Genomic DNA, 14,237 nt, shown 5'->3' on the forward strand with positions numbered 1-14,237 from the left:
TACCAAGTTCAAGGCCCAGCCAATTCGGGACCGCGCATCGACGCACCAGGTCCAGGAACGCCGGCATACGTCGGCACGTCCACGACTCGGCGGTCGGCCTCGATCATGGCGACCTTTCCGCCAAATCCAGGAGGATCCGAAACCGCGAGTATCCCTTTGGTCGCCGCCGTCACCCGCCCCAGAACGGACTTGGCGATGTCCACCCGGGAGGCAGGCACCCGACTATCCAAAGCGTCGTGCCGCAGATCCTTCTCCGCGCTGATAACGGCATCGGCCCAGCCCGCCAGGTAACTCGCTGACCGCGCTGAGCGATCGATGCCGTGTGCGCGAAGAACCGTGTAAGCAACAGACTCGGCCTCGACCTCAGCCAAGCCACGGTGATCCATGCTGCTGCCATAGAGTTGTCCAACGCGGTCTTCCGGCCCGTGAAGCAGGACATGCCCCAGCTCGTGGGCCAGAACTGCAACGCGTTCCTCCGGGTTCATCCAGGCGCCGACGTGGATCCGGCGCTCCGCAAAGTCGGTGAATCCGCTCGTCAGTCCGTACTGCGAGCGCGAGACGTCCAGCTTGAATGCATGCTGCCCAGCGACTTCGGTGAGCGATCGCCAAAGTTCGTCCACATCTACGTCAGACTGCTGACCCGCTCGAGGAACCAGCAGCGGCATCCCTTCAGTTTGCGATACATCGAAGACCGCCTGTCCGCGCCATCCCGTGACGACGCTCTTCTTGCCGGTCGCAACGGCGTCCGGTGGCGCAGCCTGGCTCAACGGCAGCAGCTTCCGTTGCCCGTCGGGCAAACGCAATTCCTGCATCGATGCCGTCCGTGGAGCGATGATCCACAACGCATGCTCGCCTCGGAGGACAGTCCTTCCATGCCGCGCCCATTCCTTGTATCCAGCTACCAGCGAAGGTTCATCGGTTCCCCTCTGGGCCATCTGCATCATCAGGAGTGCGACGTTGCCTCCGGAGTATCGCCATAGGGTCGCAGAAGCGTCCAGTAAGACCTGCCAACGAGCGGGCGATTCGATGGCTTCCTCGAGAGCCGCGTGAAGCCCCGCCGTGAGGGAAGCGATGCGCTCCTCCGGCGACATGCGAGCGCCAGGGTTTGCTTCAGCGTGCGTGCCAACGGCGGGACCATCTTCAATTTGAGGGGCCACGACAGCCACCCTTCGTACTTCTCGAAACGGCATGACAAGGAATCACTCATCCATGACGAATCCCGCCATGAACCGCATGACTTTCAGCCACCGGTCTGATGAGTACCCGACTTCCAGGTCTCGAAATCGACGTCCAATGGCACCACACGCAGAAGAGGTTCCTTGTGGCTTTGCAAACCGACGCAACCTGCCGTTCTGGTGTGGGTGCGGAGACGTTCGACGGCGTGTGGGAGCCTTTCGTGGAAGGCCAGCGGACCGAAGCCGGAATCGTCAGAGGTGAATGAAGCCAGCTCAGCACGCTGGAGTGAATAGAGCTCCGCCACAATTTCGGAATGACGCCACCAGCAATCCGGCACAACGGAGGTCGTCAGCTGATAGGCGCCAACGAACCATCGCACCCATTCGTAAAGGCTCTGCCACGCAGCCTCCGCCTGCTGCGAGGACATGTCGCGCCAGCGGTGCGTTACCCCTATGTTCCGAAGCGACGGCTGAAACGATGACCGGAACAGCTCCGCCGTCAGGTCATCATCCAAGTCCGCCACCCGCCCCACCTCGAAATCGGCATCATCTGCCTGGGTGCTCATAAGTCAGCCTCGCTGTTCGTTTCTTGCCGGCTCAGATGGCCAGCGGCCAGCTCTCGCTCGGTCTCCAACTTCGAACGCCTCAGCTCGGCTGCATCCTTACGCTTATGCCAATCACGTAGATCCAGAAGAATAGGCCGCGTCCGCCGACCCAGCATGAGAGCGGTCCCAACGGGAAGGCGACGGATCTCGTCCAGCCGAATCACCGGACTCTCCCGAATCTGCTCTCCGTCTTGCCGACCCTGCGACGACCAAGACCGTGTGCTCAAGATCAGGCTCCGCTCCCCCAGCAACCCCGCCAGCGAGCGCAGATCACGCTCGTCAGACCCACCTCCGAAAATCACCTTGATGATCGCCGAATCCCAGATTGTGGCGGCCTCTTCAATCGACCATCCGCTTCGCGCCTGAGAAAGGGACTGCAGCACAACTAGAGTCGAGATGCCAATGCCGCCGCCGTCGGACAGCACCACCGGAAGACCAGGCCAAGGGGACAGATTCGCGATCTCGTCCAGAATGAAAGACAGCGGCGGATCCAACCGCCCGCCGGCGGACACGAAAGCCATCTCACGGGCCGCATTGTCGATGTCATCGATGAGCGCAGATAGGTAGGGGCCGGCAGCCGCAGCTCCGGAGCGGGTTCCAATCAGGTAGAGAGTCCCCCGTTGCCTGATGAAGCTTTTGGGATCGAACTCCTGCTCCTCATCTTGCGGATCAAGAGCAGCCATCACCCTTGGCGAGGACAAAGGTGCAACCGCAGCCGAGACCCCGATCCAGGAGTTCGAGGTGTTGCGTGGATCGTCCTCCAGGATTCCCATCAAGTCCGCTTGCCATCCACGTGCCGCTGCAGGGCTCGCGAGTACATCCAATGCTTCCCGCGCCAGAACCGGGCTGGAGGACCAACGGCGGAAGGCTGCAACCCGCCCGCCCGACAACGCGGCAGCATGCAGCAAACACTGCAACACAATGAGCGAGCGCTTCTGCCACGCGGCATTCTCGCCCTTCATCTCCGTGTCGGCAGTGATCACCAGGGCCCGGCGAGTAGCGATGTCCGGGTCGGCGCATCCTCGAACCGGTGACCAGCGAAGCGTCGACGGCAGCCCCGACATCCCCTGCGGATCGAACACTGTGACGGGCCGCCCTTCAGACTTCCGCGCTCGCATGGTCACCACCAGGTTGTCAGCACGCGTGGAGGTCGTCACTACAGCTCCAGGCGCGTCAAGGATCGCGTTAATTACCACGTACAAACCCTTGCCCGACCGGGGCGCACCTTGAATGACCATCGACTCCTCGGTCGACACATGGATGGTCACTCCCCGCGAGCGCCCGAGCGTCCAGGAAACGTCATGGACGCTCGGCTTGCCCAGCCCCGGGCGCGTGTACTGGCCTCGCCGCCGGACCGCCCTGGCCCCGAAGTCCCGAACAATCTCCGCTCTGCCGGCCACTCCGTCCCGACTCAAGATGTCTTGCCGCAACCACGCACCGGATTGCTTCCACATCCGCCAGGTGAGGACACCTCCGACGGCGAGCGCAGCTACCATCACGAGTGCAACGCCCACGAGCCACCAGACTGCCACGACATCAGCACGGCAGTCGCCTATGGATCTTGAGATCCACTCAGGGCGACCAGTCAGCAAGCCCACGCCCGCCGTCGGATTGAAGAACGACGGCGGCCTACCGCCGCACTGCTTCGGCGTGTTCACAGCGGCCGCCTCCTGGACAAGGAAGCAAAAGGCCACGTACCCAGCGACCAACCAAAGACCCACTGAGACCATCGGACTCGTGCTTCCCGCCCGCGTTTTCACAGGTGCATCCGATCGTCAGTGCCGAAAACTTCCAGCTCGTCAGTCGTCACGCGGTTCGCCACGATGAATGAACGGTTCCCCACCTTCCACAGCCCAACGCCCTTCGGCAGATTCTCGATGTGGTCGCATTCCGCCTCCGTCAGACCCAGGGCTTCCTTCGTCAGTCGCATCGCATCATGCTTCTGGCGGTAGATGATGCGGGTGTCCGCTTCCGTTAGGAGGCCCAGTGCCTTCTGACGATGACCGCTCGTACTGTCGCCAATCTCGTTGAGATCCGCCACTTTGTGCATGATCAACAGGTTCGCGATCCCATAAGTGCGGGCGAGCCGCCACTGCTCACTCATCTTCGCCAACATGTACGGATCGGCGAGCATCCGCCAGCCCTCGTCGTACACCACAAGCCGCTTGCCGCCGTCGGGGTTTGTCACCGCAGCCTCAAGCCAGGTGGCGCTACAGGCAGCCGCCAAGGACAGCGCCTGCTCCGAAGCACCTATCAAGGCAGACGTGTCCATGACCATCATGGGGGCGTCGGCGTCGAACGCCACCGTGGACGGCGCGTCGAACATCCCTTCCAGGTCGCCCGAAACGGTCCGCCTGAGAGAGTGGCTGACGGCAACGCCGCCTTCCTTCCCAACGAAGTCCAGTGTCTCTCTCGAAGGGTTGAGCAGATGGTCGAGCACCATGGGAAGGGTCGGCGTGGAATTCTCGGCGGTGGTCTCCATCAACGCCATGTCGAGAGCTGTATGCTCCACGGGATGTAGTGGGGTCCCTTGCCTCATGAGGGAGACAAGAGCCACGAGCAACTGCCTCCGACGCTGCCGCACCACAGCGTGCCACTGCGTATCGCTGAGTGAGCTCGGGCGCGGTCCGGCGTCCAGTGGATTCACCCTCGCGGACCTGCCCGGCCCCACCGAAATGACTTTGCCCCCAACAGCTTCAGCGACGCCGACCCACTCGCCTTTCGGGTCGGATGCGACGGCGGCCTTGCGGCCGAGGGTGATGGAGCGCGCCACCAACGATTTGCCACACATTGACTTGCCCGTGCCGACGGTCCCGATGACGACGATGGATGGTCCGCTGATGATGCCCTTGTCATAGAGGATCCAGGGATCGTAGGAGAATGCACCCGAACCGAAAACGTCCGTTCCGATGTACGTCCCCTCGTGGCCCAGGCCCGATTCGGTGATAAACGGATAGGCCGCGGCGAACGTCAGCGTCGACGCACGATGCGGCGCCGGCCGCAGGCGGTGTGGCCCCCACAACGAATGAGCGTCGCCACTTCCCCAATCACCGAAAAGGCGCTCGCGGTCACTCTGCCGCTCCAGTTCCGTTTCTCGCTGAGACCGAGGCATCCCACGGCCGGGCTTATCGCTTTTGGCTCGCCGTTCGGCCTTCCGGTCCGCGCGCGTGCCCGACGGCGTGTAACTCACCTCATGAGCGTTGACCCTCATCGCAAACCCCGTCCCAAGGGAAGTCCTCCGGCAATGAACGCCGCCCACTGCTGTCCAGCAAGAAGACGAAGCTCTACGAATGCTCCCGCAGCTGCCGACTCGAGTTCATGTCGATGCCGGGCCAGGTCTTCCAGCGTCGCAGCGGTAATGGTGACGAACGCCGTCGGTCGGACATCACCGTGCCCCGCGACGATCTCTTCCTCACGTTGGGATACTTCTTCTTCCTCGGCCCGTTGCTCACGGGTTGTCGGGCGATCGAACCGGGCATTGATCCGCCGGCGGGTTTCATGCGCTTCCTGGGCAGAGCGGATGTCGCGCAGGGCTTCAAGGGTGGGAACTGCCCTAATAACCTGGGTGACGGTGTGCCGGAAATCGCCCACGTAGACGAGAGGATGGAGGAACCCGGGATACACCTTCTGACGCGGCCACTCAGCAACCCAGAACGTCTGGTGAAAACCAGAATCAGTTCGGAGGTAGGTCCAGTGTTCTTCAACGGCCATCGGACCCGAGCTGTGTCGCAAGGAGTCCGTCGCGTTGCTTTGCTCACTGGCGCCCAGCCTGCCTGATCGCTTCGATACGGTCTCCGGATCAAATGCGCCCCTGAAGACCTCGAGCAGGCGCGGCTCAGACAACCACTCTTCAACTCTGACTCCATGGCTGGATAGCGACGTTGTTATCGCGGCGACTTCAAGCCTCAGCAGCCGCTCAAGTCCGTGCTTCTTCCCGCCCGATTCTTTGATCCGGCGACGAGACTTGGACGTGTCGACCACCAGCGAAAGCAAGACATCGTGGCTCATCGCCGACCCGGCCGCGGAGATCAGATCCTGGTACGCCGTCTTACCCCACGAGCTGCGCTCGCTGTCTGCAGCTGGAACGGTCCGGTCATAGAAGTCCTGCAGCGCAGACGACGGATAGGGAACGGTGTAGTCCTGGACTGCCATCCGCGCGATGTCCGACCGCTGAGCCAACCCGGCTTGCACCCTAGACCATGCCTGCGCCGCCCACGCCTTATCGTCATCGTCCAGCAGTGCGAACGAGCGGGTGCTGCACCGGAGCACAATGACCGCTTCCCGGCCCTGCGGGTCGAGCACAACACATTCACCTCGACTGAGCGGCTGCAGTTTGAGGTTGCCCAGTCCTCCCGGAAGCGCGAGCTGCCCTGCCTTGATGGGACGCTCAGGACGAACAAGGTACGTTGCCTGTCCCAAAACACTCCGGACGAAAAACAGCACGATCAACGTGCCCCAGATCGGATACGGAATCCTCGAGTACTGCAGGATTCCGACAAGGACCAACGAAAGCCACATTGGAGCCGTGGCTGCGAGGCCTACGGGGCCGCCAGTTGCTGACGCGATGATCGCCGCGAGTACCCCCGTGGCGACCAACCCAAGCTGGTACCACTTCAGGCCCATGAAGATGCCACGGCGTTCGTACCTTGGAAATTTGACGGGCTCGAGCGCCCGGGTATCGTCACTCATTGGATTTTTCCGGTGGTTGTGGGCGGTAAGTCTGTTGCCGCTTGATTGGCGGTAGGTTCGACGTCGGCAGTGCGCTACTGGGGTTTCTTACTTCGGGGACTCGTGGAGCGCGATTGGGTCCTGGTGTTGAACCGCTTGCGCGGGGACCGGCGCCGGTTCGCGGTCCTTGGGCCGCTGTCGTTCGGCCGCCGGTATCTGAAACAACGTGGCCCTGGATTACGTCACTGCGTGAATCGGATTTCTCTTGCGAAGCCAGCCGATCGGAACCGGTGCTGTTGCCACCCGGGGCGCGTACCGTCGTCGTACTTGTCAGGCTTCTTGGAATTGGAACGGAAGCCGGAAGCACCCTCGTCGGGATGTCCCGGCGACCGGATTGAATGGGTTTCGTAATCGAAGACCGAGCCATCAACGACGCGACCGTAAGCCTGCCGCCGAGCTGTCGGCTCATCTGGCGAGTGGCAATACTGCTGCTCCTCGCGAGGACATGTCCGCCGCCAGCGGTCTGCGCTGCCGCGGCCAGTTCTCCGCCGGCAAAGCTCACGAGTCGTAGCGCCATAAGGGGTGCTCCACAGGCCAAAACCATGCCAACTGTTCCCGCGGCCAGACCAGCGAAGGACTCGGAATCCGCAAACAGCTTGATGGCGGTCGCTAGGACCGTCGCGGCCAAAGGCTTGGCAAGGAGCAGCGCGACAACAATCTCACACCACCGTCCCGCCCATGCCTTGGACTTCTCCCACGGCAGCATCATCAACGCCACCGGGGCGACAGCGGCGAGTACCGCGAGAGCGAAGGTCCTGAAGATCATGGAGCACATGAGGATGAATGCAAGGATCCAGACCACGATCACTGCCATGGCGGTGACGATTGCTCCGCCGACGGCACCTCCCTGGTTGCCGGGCGCGAGCGAGATGACGTTCCATTCCCGCTCTGACCCTGCGGGGGCACGTTCGAACCCGAAGAGGCGCATGAACACGACGTAGGGATCCGTACCGGTGGATTCGAGAAGGGCAGCCGACGCCTCATCGCTGACTCTGGTGAGCTGGCGGACGACGTAGACGGCCGCAGCCACGAGCGGCACTGCCGCGGCTCCGCCGATCAGAGCCCGCAGCAGACGGCGCGGCTGTTGGCTGATCAGGCCGGACAGTAACTGCAGGATCATCACGACGACGAGTGGCGTCAGCATGACGATGACCCACCAGTTGGTGAGTCCACCGATGGCCGTCCACTGGGAGTCGTCGACGTCCGAGACTGTGAAGGCGCCCGTGATGAAGCCCCACATCCATGACGCGATGTTCTGCAGGACGTTCGCGAAGATGGCCGTGATGGAGCCTTGGACGCCATCGTTGGCTTGGGAGACGAGTCCGCATCCTGGTGGCCACCAGCCGTTGAGGTCGCAATCGACAGGCATGGTGATTCAGAAACCGAGCGGGAATGCCGTCTGTGACCAGAGGATGTAACCGTTGATCCCGCCGAGGATGGCCGCGACCGGACCTGTCCACAACAGGATCACTCCCCCGCCGGACGCGAGCCGAGACGATTGGCTCAGCTTGCCGGCCAGGAGCATCGCGGCTCCGATAATCGCCACGATGGCGATGACGATGAAGGCCCCGACGAGGATGCCCCCGCCGATCTGCTTCAACGACTCAAGGAAAGGGAAATTCGCGTTTGGTGTGATCCCAGGATCCACCGCTGCCAGAAACATCTGGTGCTCCATCCAGTCGTCTTCCAATGGAATGAGCTGATTGGGCTCACGACTTCATGGATGGAGAGGGAAGGGACGACATGACTACCTAAGACGAAACGGTGCTCATCTAGGCCGCATCCTCCTGTGCCGTCTCGTCGCCGTCGGACTTCTTTTTCCGGGCTACCTTCTTCACCTCGATTTCATCCATCTCGATCTTGGCCAAAGCAACCTTGAAGCCAGCCCTGGTAACCAGCTTAAGACAACTAGCAATCTGAACTTTTGTGAAAAAGAAGAGGTTATCGCTGAGCGCACCTGCTTTTGACGTGGCGATGGTCAGCACAAAAGTTACATCGCCGCGGTCGAGAGGGACAGCATCCTTGCCTTCAATCTCCTCCCACGCGCGGGTAAGCATCTTTTGATATTTTGGGTCACCCCAGGCAGACGAACTGTCCACAGCCTGTGCGACGAGGTGCGAAAGTGTTGCCGAACTGGATGCGGCCTTGACGCAGAGCATCTCACCGTCCGGGGTCAGCAAATCACTTATCTCAAGCTTTTCGTGGGGTCCAAAGTAGACGAGATCCTTATCAAGAAGTACATACCCGCGTTGGGAAGCAACGAGCTTGTTATACGAACCCTCCGAGGTCTTATCGGACGAATCGGCTTTGAGCTCAGCACTCTTCCACCGAGGCAGGTCCAACTCCTCCGTAAGATCAGGAATAGCCGCAATCTGAGCGTTTACTTGCTTGACGAAATCCTTATGAATTGCAAACCACAAGCCAGCTGACAATAAAAAGTCAGTCCCGTCATGCGTAACCTCCGTTTGCACGTAATCCTTGAGTGGATGGACACGATCGACATTATTGCCATCGGCATCCAGCGCGTATACGCGGACATCGTGTAGCGGACTCTTCTTTTTGTTCAGCTTTTTTATGATGCTGAAGACTGAGGCCGTATCCAAATCTGCAATAGCGAACCTTCCGTCATATGAACAAGTCAGCTCATATCGATCCGGATCCTCCCGTTCGAAGGGGTCCGGCGCTGCAAAGGCAACCGTCGGATCCTGCTTCCGCAACTGCTCCGCCGCGAGTGCATCCAAACTGGGAATTACGGGGTCGCTACGATCTACCGGCGTTACCTGATTTAGGAACGGGAACTTCTTTTCATAGTCTTTGCTTGCGTAAACTTCAAGTACCCGCTCTACTTTGTCCCCAATCAAAGAGAACGAGAAGTCTGGCAACGAAACCGTGAGTGAGTCCGACCCGGAAAGCGATGAAGCGAACTCCCTATCCGCCGATTTACCAGACAGTTGCCGAAGCCAGTCTTCGTCGACTTCAACGTTCAACTCGCTAAACTCTCCATCAACTGGAAGTAAGGTCTTTTGGTCGCGAGAATTGCTTGCAATGCCCCTGGTTTGAACACCACGTATCTGTCTAGCCGCCACCATGTTCGCGGCGACCCTCAGCCCAAAGCCGCGTTCTATGTGAGCCGGATCGAGTGCATGGTAACCAGTCCCAAACGTAACGGCGACAATACGGTCCGAGCGCTGGACGAACACAACTGCACCCAGGCTTCGAGTCTCCAACCCGTCGTCATCGTCGTCTGCCGCCTGAACGTCAGCCAGCAGGTTCAAGTCCGCCAGCCACCCCGGCGTCCTCTTGGGGCCCGCAACCAAATACACCTGCTTGATTGAGGTGTCAGACGAGGTCACTTCGCTTTCCGTCCACTTGGATGAGGCTCGGAGCGATTCGCTGTCCGCCGAAGCCCCTTCACGCAAAAGGTACATAGTTAATCTCAAGATTCCCCCGGTCTCAAAAAAGCTTCAACAGATATTTCGTCTAAACTATACGGCTCGATGTAGCGAGAGGTGACTCTATCGCATGAGAGATCTCGAAGATTACGAACACGAACGGCCTCAGCTTTTCAAAGACGGGTTCTTGCCGGACCCGCACATCGAGTATGGCCAAGCTTCCCAAGAGCAACCTCCCGGGTGGGGCTTACTAGGTGACAACGATTGTTTACAGATGCTCGAACCAAACAAGAATTGTCGATATGGGCAGTGCAGACCAACGACTGGTCCGGCTGAGAAGGTTTGATTCATGAGAATCAAGCCACTTTCAGGTGTGGCTCGATGCGGAGGCAGTTCCAACCATGGCCGAAGAGGGAGTGAGGATGCTTTAGTCACCTAGGGCCTTGCGTAACTGTCGAATGTATCAGCTCAGGCCTTATGGTTCGCGAAATGCAACCTGTCGCGAGTAAGAGCCGAAGCACTTTATTGGCGGGCCTGCCGCTTGCTCAGCCTAGCAAGTCGAAGTATGCCGTACCGGTGTTCCAATCGATTGGGTGTAGAAGAGTTCCGACCGAAGGGTTTAGCGCGCTGTACATCATGCCGTTGCCTGCAAAAATGCCAACATGGCCCCAGTTGTATGGCCCTTGTGGATTCTGCACCACCAGGTCACCGATTTGGGGGTTCGATGTCATCCGCCCGACGCGCCACTGCTCCACTCGCGGTAGCTCAATTCCGACCTGCCGATAGATCCACTGCACGAATCCGGAACAGTCCCACGCCTTGAATGCAGTGCCGCCCCAGACATATGTGCCTCCCACGCCAATCTTGGTGAAGTGGAGTATGTCCTGGCGAATCTGACTCAGACCTTCAGCTGAGGCGACGTCAGGGCTCGCAACGGGCGCGTTCGTACATGCAGGAGCCGGTTCAACCCCACTAAGAGCGTCCACAATTGCGGCCGCTTGCGGCTCCCATCGGTCGTACAACTCCGGGAAGGCCGAAACCTGCACAGCTTGGGCAGCCTGGCCTTTGCTCATCGAGGCCCATCCCGGGATATCCAACAAGCCACGAGGGCTTCCATGGTTGGGTCCTGCCGGCCCTCCATAGAAGGCACGAGCGTTGTAGGCGACATCCATCAGGTCTTGGACGCTCCCCCAGCCAGCGGCTGGTCGCTGCTGAGCCGACCCCACGGAGTCGTGATCGCTCCCAACGCCATCATGCGGAAAGTTGAAGGATTCGGGGACGCTGGTATTGGCCAACATCCGCAGGCTCGACTCCTGTAGTGACATCATGATGGCAGTAACCAACGCCTCACGAGGCAAGCCGAGCCCCTTGCCGACCGAAACGTAGCTGCTGGCAACATGTGTCTGTGCCGCTGACAGCCCGGCGATTCCACCGCCGGCGGGAAGGTCAAGCACATCACCAGCATCAGCGCCAGAGACGCAGGCGACGGCCGCCGTCGGACGATCCCCCACCAAAACAACGGCAACCGCACTGGCGACGACAGAAAATGCGAGCGCGACAACAGCCATGAACGCTCCGAGAAACCTGTTAAGGGTGCGTCGTCGCACGGGAACGACAGCAAGTCCAGGATGAGGCATCAGTAAACGATCCGACTGGACGACGCATAGAAGGCGACCATCACGCAACGATCTGCAGGTGCTGTCGGTGCTGGAGGACAGTTGACCATGACACTGACAGGCGCGGAGTACGAGTTGGTACTCGCAGAGGTGTGGTCCTCGACAGAAAGTCGCACGGTGCACACATGCAGACCTGGCCACGGAACAGGTCGTTCGCGTACCTTGATCAGCTGGTCGTCACACGTCAATGACTCCGACTTCGCTTCACGGAAGGCGCCCTCGCCCGTCAGAGTCGCAAAGGATCCAGCGTTTACACCCGTAGCCTCGAACTCTTGAACCAGGACAGACCATGGATTGGAACCATCCGGGAGCAGTACCCATAGATCTCGCATCCGGCCGTACACCTCTGAATAGGACGAGGTTCTCGTATCCCAGGTGTAGATAGCCTCGGCAGTGGCCGAAGCAACTGCGCGAAAGTCCGTTGGCCTAGGTGCAGGTGGAGCATCCGACGGCTTCGTCGTTCCCGAGGGGCGAACTGGGGGCCGTGGCGGGGCCGTTGACGCCCTCGGCGCTGGAGCCGAAGCTACGGGAGAATCCGGCGCACTAATTGCCGGCCCTTTGGACGGCAGCGCGATCAGCAGGGCCAATGAGCCGACAACCAGAAGGACCGTCACTCCAGAGACCCAGCGACCCAACCGCGTCCGAATCCCGTTTGCCCTTCGAATGCTCATGGTTCACCACTTCCAGAGGCACTTGTCGTCAACTGCAAGGAAGGGCCGCCGAGAATCAGAACGAGGCCGCCGTGCGCACTACCCGCCAAGCGGTTTGGTAGAGACGCCTTGCAGTGCCAATCTGCACAGCAACATAGCGATCACTGACGCCGAGCTCCCGCGCCAATCGGGCAATCGCAGCTTGCCGTTCCGGGCCGTGAATCTCGGGAAGAACGATCGCCTTGGCGACAGCGCGCAACAGGGCACTTGGCAGGCATTCAACAGCACGCTGACAGAGCTGACCGATGTCGTTGATGCTGCCTGGGGCGACATCGAGTGCCATACTGATAGTCTTCGCGGTCTGTCGCACCGCGGTGACTGCGTTCCAACGACGGCGGTCATGCTGGGTTGGGAGGGCGTACTGCCGGGGTGCGGTGAGGCTCTCAACGGCCATACGCCACGTCGGGGCTGATACGGCCTCGCGAGTCAACTGAAGCACCATGACCGCCCACTCTTGGTCGATAATCTTCTGAGTTTCAGGGTTGTCCTGAGCAATGAGGATTGCTGAGAGCTGTCCCCAGGATCCCGAAACCTCGTCGCCAGTGGGGTCGAGCAATAGAGGCAGGGTCTTGTGGGTGAGCTCGCGGCGAGCATGGGCGGCACAGATATTGGATGTCACGCCCTGCACCCATGCTTCAAACGGAACTCCGGGAAGTTGGCGGTAATGGCCCCGTGCCACTCCATCCCAGACCGCCACACGAATATCCTGCAGAACGTCGTCGACGTCGCATGCACGTCCGATATGGGCAAGGTGGGAGACGACGTATCGCCGCACCCCTTCGACGGCGCTCATCATCTGGTCAACAGATACCGACAGTGTCGGGTCGGGTGGACGCGTTAGGGAGATGTCTACCACCCCGGGCCCTGACTGCAGTTCTTCGGCTTGCTCAACGTTGTCGTTCAGGCTCATCGCCCTCACCGCTTCAAATAGCTGGAGTTCACAGACGTTCGCCGCACTGCAGCGACGTGGTCATGGCCGGCTGAACCGAACCAAGAATCGAAGCATCTAAAAAGTATTGTCGAAGATACTTTAAGTATCGTCAAGAGTGCACTTCTTACTTTTTTCATGTTGTTCGGTAAGAATTGAGCCATGCCACGGATTACGCAGCCTCACGACGACGCTTGGTCGCCCGATGTCGAGGCAGCCGTGGCCACGTTCGGAAACAGGGCCAGAAACGAGATACTGAGGTTCCTCACGACGTTCGGCCCTGCCACGCGCGGCGACATCGTGGATTCCGTGAGCGCCGGAGAGCCCAGTGTCGCCAAGCATCTGGTTGCCTTGGAACAGGTTGGGGCCATCGTCGTCGATGTTCCCGCCGGCCGGCGCCACGGCCGTTCCCCTCGCTACTCAGCCAATCCCACTCGCATCAAGGAGTTGCTGGACGCTCACCTTCGGTATGTCCTGGAGGAGTAGCCGCCGCCCTCTCACCATGCGGGTGGAGATCGATGTCCTTATTCAGATACTCGGAGATAGCACGCAACGTTTCCGGCGAGACATCCCCCAAAGTCCTGACGGCAAAGGTCTTCACCCGGGCCGCTCTCAAAGACTTCACGAACTCCAGCTGCGAGTCGATCCGTTCTGGAATATCCCCCTCGACGCCGTTCAGTAGATAGGAGGGATCGACGTCGAACATCTCGCAAATGGCGGTGAGCAACTGTGGATCGCTCACCAAGCGCCCCGTTCCGTCCTTCATGTAGAACCAGCGGGCCCGCGAAATCTTGACGCCTCGAGCTTGGAGGCCGGCCTCAATTTCCCTAAAGGTGACCGGCGAACCCCTCTCGGCAACAACGACGTCGAGCAAGAGATTCAACCGGCGCGCGAGCGTTGCCTGCGGTAGCTCACCGTTACGGTTTGCGTCTGTCGCTGGCATGCTCCACCTTTCGATCGTCTACCGCCTAGGGATGTAGCTCCTTCGCCATCAGTATTCCGCGAGCGCCATACCGAAACAAT

The 14,237-nt window shown here is 60.2% G+C and carries 12 protein-coding genes; 1 reads left to right on the plus strand and 11 read right to left on the minus strand.

Features of this window, described 5'->3' with window-relative positions; genetic code table 11:
• Positions 1-8 precede the first annotated feature (8 nt).
• The 10 genes from PQ627_RS02270 to PQ627_RS02315 all read right to left on the minus strand — a co-directional run bounded on the left by PQ627_RS02270 (position 9) and on the right by PQ627_RS02315 (position 13,196).
• On the minus strand, positions 9-1,157 hold the full coding sequence (locus PQ627_RS02270; protein ID WP_274258190.1) for an ArdC-like ssDNA-binding domain-containing protein: 1,149 nt from the start codon (positions 1,155-1,157) through the stop codon (positions 9-11).
• Between the two features lie 83 nt (positions 1,158-1,240).
• Positions 1,241-1,741, minus strand: a complete 501-nt coding sequence (locus tag PQ627_RS02275) for a hypothetical protein (protein ID WP_274258191.1) — start codon at positions 1,739-1,741, stop codon at positions 1,241-1,243.
• Positions 1,738-3,048, minus strand: coding sequence for a type IV secretory system conjugative DNA transfer family protein (locus PQ627_RS02280; RefSeq protein WP_274258192.1), 1,311 nt, complete (start codon positions 3,046-3,048; stop codon positions 1,738-1,740). The genes PQ627_RS02275 and PQ627_RS02280 overlap by 4 nt, the downstream gene beginning before the upstream one ends.
• A gap of 488 nt (positions 3,049-3,536) precedes the next feature.
• The gene (locus tag PQ627_RS02285; protein WP_274258193.1) at positions 3,537-4,802 is read right to left on the minus strand and encodes an ATP-binding protein; all 1,266 of its coding nucleotides are present in this window, start codon (positions 4,800-4,802) and stop codon (positions 3,537-3,539) included.
• A 185-nt stretch (positions 4,803-4,987) separates the two neighbouring features.
• Positions 4,988-6,469 (minus strand): SCO6880 family protein, encoded by a 1,482-nt coding sequence (locus tag PQ627_RS02290; RefSeq protein ID WP_274258194.1) that lies wholly within the window; start codon positions 6,467-6,469, stop codon positions 4,988-4,990.
• Positions 6,462-7,877: a type IV secretion system protein gene (locus PQ627_RS02295; protein WP_274258195.1), complete on the minus strand. Its 1,416-nt coding sequence runs from the start codon at positions 7,875-7,877 to the stop codon at positions 6,462-6,464. Before PQ627_RS02295 ends, PQ627_RS02290 begins: the two co-directional genes overlap by 8 nt.
• 6 nt (positions 7,878-7,883) lie before the next feature.
• Positions 7,884-8,171, minus strand: a complete 288-nt coding sequence (locus tag PQ627_RS02300) for a hypothetical protein (protein WP_157372120.1) — start codon at positions 8,169-8,171, stop codon at positions 7,884-7,886.
• A 109-nt stretch (positions 8,172-8,280) separates the two neighbouring features.
• Positions 8,281-9,936 (minus strand): DUF6119 family protein, encoded by a 1,656-nt coding sequence (locus PQ627_RS02305; protein ID WP_274258196.1) that lies wholly within the window; start codon positions 9,934-9,936, stop codon positions 8,281-8,283.
• Positions 9,937-10,445: 509 nt separating this feature from the next.
• Positions 10,446-11,468 carry a C40 family peptidase gene (locus tag PQ627_RS02310; RefSeq protein WP_274258197.1) on the minus strand — a complete coding sequence of 341 codons (1,023 nt, stop codon included), beginning with the start codon at positions 11,466-11,468 and terminating at the stop codon, positions 10,446-10,448.
• A gap of 834 nt (positions 11,469-12,302) precedes the next feature.
• Complete coding sequence (locus PQ627_RS02315; RefSeq protein ID WP_274258198.1) at positions 12,303-13,196, minus strand: sigma factor; 894 nt, start codon at positions 13,194-13,196, stop codon at positions 12,303-12,305.
• Between the two features lie 180 nt (positions 13,197-13,376).
• On the opposite strand from PQ627_RS02315, the gene PQ627_RS02320 reads away from it, so the two are divergent.
• A complete protein-coding gene (locus tag PQ627_RS02320) occupies positions 13,377-13,700 on the plus strand; it encodes an ArsR/SmtB family transcription factor (protein WP_274258199.1) in 324 nt (107 codons plus the stop codon).
• On the opposite strand, the gene PQ627_RS02325 is transcribed toward PQ627_RS02320, so the two are convergent.
• Positions 13,654-14,157, minus strand: a complete 504-nt coding sequence (locus PQ627_RS02325; protein WP_274258200.1) for a hypothetical protein — start codon at positions 14,155-14,157, stop codon at positions 13,654-13,656. The two genes, PQ627_RS02320 and PQ627_RS02325, sit on opposite strands and share 47 nt — an antisense overlap.
• Positions 14,158-14,237: the final 80 nt, after the last annotated feature.

The sequence above is a fragment of the Paenarthrobacter sp. AB444 genome (assembly GCF_028736865.1).
Lineage (GTDB): Bacteria > Actinomycetota > Actinomycetes > Actinomycetales > Micrococcaceae > Arthrobacter > Arthrobacter nicotinovorans_B.

Bases quoted from the DNA above. Each gene is read 5' to 3' on its own strand.
- PQ627_RS02275 (WP_274258191.1), bottom strand. From the start codon at position 1,741: ATGAGCACCCAGGCAGATGATGCCGATTTCGAGGTGGGGCGGGTGGCG.
- PQ627_RS02290 (WP_274258194.1), bottom strand. From the start codon at position 6,469: ATGAGTGACGATACCCGGGCGCTCGAGCCCGTCAAATTTCCAAGGTAC.
- PQ627_RS02295 (WP_274258195.1), bottom strand. From the start codon at position 7,877: ATGCCTGTCGATTGCGACCTCAACGGCTGGTGGCCACCAGGATGCGGA.
- PQ627_RS02300 (WP_157372120.1), bottom strand. From the start codon at position 8,171: ATGTTTCTGGCAGCGGTGGATCCTGGGATCACACCAAACGCGAATTTC.
- PQ627_RS02305 (WP_274258196.1), bottom strand. From the start codon at position 9,936: ATGTACCTTTTGCGTGAAGGGGCTTCGGCGGACAGCGAATCGCTCCGA.
- PQ627_RS02310 (WP_274258197.1), bottom strand. From the start codon at position 11,468: ATGGCTGTTGTCGCGCTCGCATTTTCTGTCGTCGCCAGTGCGGTTGCC.
- PQ627_RS02315 (WP_274258198.1), bottom strand. From the start codon at position 13,196: ATGAGCCTGAACGACAACGTTGAGCAAGCCGAAGAACTGCAGTCAGGG.
- PQ627_RS02320 (WP_274258199.1), top strand. From the start codon at position 13,377: ATGCCACGGATTACGCAGCCTCACGACGACGCTTGGTCGCCCGATGTC.
- PQ627_RS02325 (WP_274258200.1), bottom strand. From the start codon at position 14,157: ATGCCAGCGACAGACGCAAACCGTAACGGTGAGCTACCGCAGGCAACG.